This window comes from Pseudonocardia sp. (assembly GCF_025965585.1).
GTDB lineage: Bacteria > Actinomycetota > Actinomycetes > Mycobacteriales > Pseudonocardiaceae > Pseudonocardia.
In genome coordinates this window covers 1-4909 of record NZ_JAOPWR010000259.1, presented here as the reverse complement: position 1 = coordinate 4909, position 4909 = coordinate 1, and the positions used below count along the sequence as shown (strand labels likewise).

Sequence of the window (4909 nt, the reverse complement as noted above, 5' to 3'; positions counted from 1 at the left end):
CCTCGCTGATCAAGGCGTCGCTGTCGCTCCCGACGGTCGTCCGACGACATCCCCGCCTTGATCAGCGCTCGGGGCACGGGCGGGCACGCGCACGCCGGCCACGAGCAGCGCAGCGACCAGCGCGACCGGCACCGGAGGAAGCCCGAGCCGGTCGGCCGCCACCACCACGGCGGCACCGCCGACGGCGCGATCGCGTAGATGTCGCGGCGCAGCACCGTCGGGATCTCGTTGAGCAGGACGTCGCGCAACACGCCACCGCCCACGCCGGTGAGCACCGCGACCAGCCCGGCCGTGACCGCGGGGGCACCCGCCTTCAGCGCCAGGGTCGTGCCGGTGGTGACGAACAGTGCGAGCCCCGGCGCGTCGGCGAGCTGCCCGCCGCGGCGCGGCCGGGCCACCGCCGGGGCACCAGCAGCGCCACCGCCGGCGGGACGACCGGGAACGGCTGCTGGCGCGGCGTGGTGGGCGGGGGTGATGCGCAGCAGCACGACGCGGACCACACCGCCGCCCAGCGCCGTGACGCCCGCCAGCACGGTCACGCCGAACACGTCGAGCCGGGCGTGCACGGCCGCGAGCGCGCCGGAGGCGGCGAACACGGCGACGCCGAGGAGGTCCAGCACGGGTGAGCATCCGGGCAGGGGTAGGTCCGGGTCGGGCACCGGCATCGGGTCGGTGCGCACGCTCGGGTTCGGGGCCGCGAGGTGGTGGCGGAGCAGGTGTTCGGCCGTAGGGGAGCGGGTCAGGCCGCGGTCGCGTCGAACCTCGGCTGATCAGGCGAGCGCCGCGGGCAGCTCCCGCGCCGCCTCGGCGAGGCTCGGGCCGTACCAGGTCAGCAGGCGGCCGCTGACCAGCGCAGACGGCACCCCGGGGAACGCCTCCGGCCCGTCGTCGGCGGTGAAGAGGTAGGGCTCGTCGGGCAGCACGGCCAGATCCAGCGGCGGCAGCGCCGCGGGGTCGAATCTCGGGTAGCGCTCCTGGTCCTCGGCGAGCACGTTGTCGACGCCCAGCCGGGCCAGCACGGCACCGGTGAACGTGTCGCTGCCGACGGCCATCCACGGCTTGCGCCAGATCGGGATCACCGCGCGCCTCCGCTCGGGGGGCTCGGTCACGGCCGCCCAGGCCTTCTCTGCGTCGTCCAGCCACCAGGGGCGGTCCAGCCCGCAGGCGGTGAGCATCCGCTCCAGGGAGCCGAAGGCCCGGTCCAGGGTCCGGATGTCGGTCACGTACACGGGGACGCCGGCGCCGCGCAGCGCGTCGAGGTCGGGGAGGCGGTTCTCCTCCTGGTTGGCCACGACGAGGTCGGGGCGCAGCGCGACGATCGCGTCGACGTCGGGGTTCTTGGTGCCGCGGATGCGCGGGACGTCGAGGTCGGCGGGGTGGGTGCACCAGTCGGTGGCGGCCACGAGCAGGCCGGGTGCGGTGGCGGCGACGGCCTCGGTGAGCGACGGGACGATGCTCACCACCCGCCGGACCTCCGCGGGCACGGGCACCTCACGGCCTTCGTCGTCGATCACCATGCCCCCCAGGCTAGTGCGCCGGCGGTCAGTGGCTGGCGAGGTCGTGGTCGTGGAGCCGGCTATTGGCGACGACGTGGGGGAGCAGCGCCCCGCCACATCCCGGCGATGTGCTCGGGCGCCATCACCTGGTGTCCCGGCAGCCGGGTCACGCCCGGGACGGTGCCCCGGTCAGGGGCCGGCCGGTGGCGTCACCTCGTCACGAGCGCCCTGCGCACGTGACCGGGTGCCCCGTCATGGTTGGCTCGCGGGGTGGACGACCATCCCCTCGACAACCCCGTGTGGACCTCCCTGAGCGGCGCCCAGTCCGGGCTCGGGCAGCGGCGCGGGCGGGCGGCCCGCTTCCGCGAGGACGTGTGCCCGTTCGCGGCGCTGCCCCTCGACCCCACCGAAGCCGACTGGGACGATCTCGCCGCGCTGGCCGGGCCGGGTGGCACCGTCGTCCTCGCCGGGCCGCCGCGCATCCCGCCCGCGGGCTGGACGGCGGAGGCGAGCATCTCCGGCGTGCAGCTCGACGGGTCGGGGATGGCGGTCCGACCCGAGCCGGAGGCGGTGGTCCTCGGGGAGGCCGACGTGCCGGAGATGCTCGACCTCGTGGCCCGCACCCGTCCCGGTCCGTTCCTGCAGAACACCCGTCTGATGGGCACCTACCTGGGGATCCGCCGCGGCGGCGCCCTCGTGGCGATGGCGGGGGAGCGCATGCGCCCGCCGGGATGGACCGAGATCAGCGCCGTCTGCACCGACACCGCCCACCAGGGGCAGGGGCTCGCCGGGCGCCTGGTGCGGGCCGTCGGCGCCGTGATCCGCGAGCGCGGCGATGTGCCGTTCCTGCACACGGGGGCGTCGAACACCACGGCGATCCGGCTCTACGAGCACCTCGGGTTCACGCTCCGGCAGAAGCTGGAGTTCGCCGGCGTGCAAGCGCCCGTCTGATCAGGAGCCGAGCAGGCGCCGGCCGGGGCTGCATACGACGTCGAGCAGGGCCCGCGCCGGCGCGGTGAGGGGACGGCCGCGCGCCCACACCGCACCGATCGTCCGGACGGTGCGCGGCTCGGTCACCGGCAGCTCGACGACGCCCGGCACGAGCAGGTGGTGCGCCACCGGCAGCAGGGCCACGCCCAGGCCCGCGCCCACCAGGCCGCGCAGGGTCTCCGCGTCACCGCCCTCGAACGCCACCCGCGGCACGAACCCGGCCTCGCGGCACCACGCGTCCACGGTGCCGCGCAGCCCGAAGCCGGGCAGGAACCGCACGAAGGTCTCGCGTGCGGCCTCCGCGAGCGCCACGCCGTCCCGCTCGGCGAGCCGGTGGCCGGCGGGCACGACGAGCCGCAGCTCCTCCTCGTCGAGCGGCACCGCGACGAGCCCGGGCTCGTCGGGCAGCGGTGAGGTGAGGGCGAGGTCGGCGTCGCCGGAGCGCAGCCGGTCGAGCAGTACCGCGTGCGCGCCCTGCAGGAGATCGAGCTGCACCCCGGGGTACAGCGTGCGGAAGTCGCGTAGGAGCCGCGGGATCGCTGCGCTGCCCAGCGTGGTGAGGAACGCCAGCCCGACGCGGCCGTGCAGGACGTCGGCGTCGCCGAGGATCTCGCGGATCCCGGTGGAGAGCTCCGCGAGCGCGCGCTCGGCGTGCCGCAGCAGCGTCCGGCCCTCGCGGGTGAGTCGGACCGTGCGGCCGGAGCGGCCGAACAGGGCGACGCCGAGGTCGGCCTCGAGCCGGGCGATCCCGCGGCTCAGCGTCGACTGCGGCACGCCGATCGCGTCGGCCGCGTGCGTCATGTGCTCGGTGCGGGCCACGGCCACGAACTGGTGGAGCCGCGGCGCGAGGGCTGCCATCTCATCCATGGATGCATCATGGCCCTTCCGGACATGCATTGGACGCATGACGCAGCGGCTCCTACCGTCGGTAGCGATGACAACGACCCTTCCTGCCCCGGTCCTCCACGAGCGCGGCACCCCCGGTTACAAGCGCCTCGGCGTCGCCATGTGGTGCGCGGGGCTCGCGACGTTCGTGCTGGTCTACTGCGTGCAGGGGCTGCTGCCGACGCTCGCGACGCAGTTCCGGGTGTCGTCGTCCACCTCGAGCCTCGTGCTGTCGGCCACCACCGGCGCCCTCGCGCTCGCGGTCGTGCCGCTGTCGGCTGTGGCGGAGTCGTGGGGCCGGCGGCGCGTGATGACGGCCGCGCTGGCGGCGTCGGCGGTATTGGGGCTGCTCGCCCCGTTCGCGCCGACGTTCGGCGCGCTCGTCGGGATCCGGGCCCTGCAGGGCGTCGCGCTCGCGGCGCTGCCCGCGCTCGCGATGGCCCACGTGACGGCCGAGGTCGCCCCGCGCTGGCTCGGCGGCGCGATCGGGATGCTCATCGCGGGCAACACGCTCGGCGGGCTCTCGGGACGGCTGGTGGCGGGGTTCGTGTCCGACGTCGCCGGGTGGCGGACGGCGCTCGGCGCCATCGGGGTGCTGTCGCTGGGGTGCATGGTGGCGTTCCGGCTGCTGCTGCCCGACCCGGTGTCCCCGAACCCGCCGAAGGTCCGGCTCCGCGAGCTCGGCCGGCCGCTGCGCGTGCACCTGCACGACCCCGGCCTGCTGTGCCTGTTCGGCGTCGCGTTCCTGCTGATGGGCGCGTTCGTGACCGTCTACAACTACCTCGGCTTCCGGCTGATCGCCGCGCCGTTCGGGCTGCCCGGCTGGCTGGCCGGGTTGATCTTCCTGGGCTACCTCGCGGGCTCCTGGGCGTCGACGGCCGCGGGCCGGCTCGGCGACCGCGTCGGGCGCCGTCGGGTGATGTGGGGCGCGGTGCTGGTGGCGCTCGTGGGCGGCTGGGTCACCGTGCCCGACCTGCTCCCGACCGTCGTCGTCGGGCTGCTGCTCGTCACCGTCGGATTCTTCGGGGCGCACTCGGTGGCGAGCAGCTGGGTGGGACGGCGCTCCTCACTGCTGCCCGGTGGCGCCCCCGGACAGGCGTCGTCGCTGTACCTGCTCGCCTACTACGCGGGCAGCAGCATCGGCGGTGCGCTCGGCGGCGTGGCGTTCGACCTCGCGGGCTGGACGGGTCTGGTGGTCTTCGTGACGGCGCTGCTCCTGACCGCCCTCGTCCTGGCCCTCACGCTGCGCCGCATCCCCACCCCTGCGCCGTAGGGCTGCTCGGCGGTGGACGGGCCGCCGTAGGTCACCACCCGCGCCCCGGCTGAAGTCCGGCGTCGGCAGCCAGGGGCGAGCGTGGCGACGGCTGGGCTGCATCGCCACCTCGCTGCGTCCGATCGGCGGCGCCTGACGTGACCCAGGTCACCTAGGGTCGGGGGATGGGGGTTCCGACGACGGGAGTGACCGTGAGCCGACGCGACATCGAGTTCGACGCCGAGGGCGTGACGCTGCGAGGCTGGTTCTACCGGGCGGAAGGGTC

5 protein-coding genes are annotated in these 4909 nt (G+C 75.3%); 2 read left to right on the top strand and 3 right to left on the bottom strand.

The window, feature by feature from the left end; all coding sequences use genetic code 11:
• Positions 1-680: TRIC cation channel family protein (locus tag JWR81_RS16720; RefSeq protein WP_297652956.1), on the bottom strand; the 680-nt coding region annotated here is incomplete at its 3' end.
• Positions 681-770: 90 nt separating this feature from the next.
• A complete protein-coding gene (locus tag JWR81_RS16715) occupies positions 771-1517 on the bottom strand; it encodes a helical backbone metal receptor (RefSeq protein WP_297652953.1) in 747 nt (248 codons plus the stop codon).
• Between the two features lie 249 nt (positions 1518-1766).
• On the opposite strand from JWR81_RS16715, the gene JWR81_RS16710 reads away from it, so the two are divergent.
• A complete protein-coding gene (locus tag JWR81_RS16710) occupies positions 1767-2447 on the top strand; it encodes a GNAT family N-acetyltransferase (RefSeq protein ID WP_297652950.1) in 681 nt (226 codons plus the stop codon).
• Here JWR81_RS16710 and JWR81_RS16705 read toward each other — a convergent pair whose 3' ends face one another.
• Positions 2448-3353: a LysR family transcriptional regulator gene (locus JWR81_RS16705; protein ID WP_297652948.1), complete on the bottom strand. Its 906-nt coding sequence runs from the start codon at positions 3351-3353 to the stop codon at positions 2448-2450.
• Positions 3354-3420: 67 nt separating this feature from the next.
• On the opposite strand from JWR81_RS16705, the gene JWR81_RS16700 reads away from it, so the two are divergent.
• Complete coding sequence (locus JWR81_RS16700) at positions 3421-4644, top strand: MFS transporter (RefSeq protein WP_297652945.1); 1224 nt, start codon at positions 3421-3423, stop codon at positions 4642-4644.
• The last annotated feature ends 265 nt before the right edge of the window (positions 4645-4909 follow it).

Bases quoted from the DNA above. Each gene is read 5' to 3' on its own strand.
- JWR81_RS16715 (WP_297652953.1), bottom strand. From the start codon at position 1,517: ATGGTGATCGACGACGAAGGCCGTGAGGTGCCCGTGCCCGCGGAGGTC.
- JWR81_RS16705 (WP_297652948.1), bottom strand. From the start codon at position 3,353: ATGGATGAGATGGCAGCCCTCGCGCCGCGGCTCCACCAGTTCGTGGCC.
- JWR81_RS16700 (WP_297652945.1), top strand. From the start codon at position 3,421: ATGACAACGACCCTTCCTGCCCCGGTCCTCCACGAGCGCGGCACCCCC.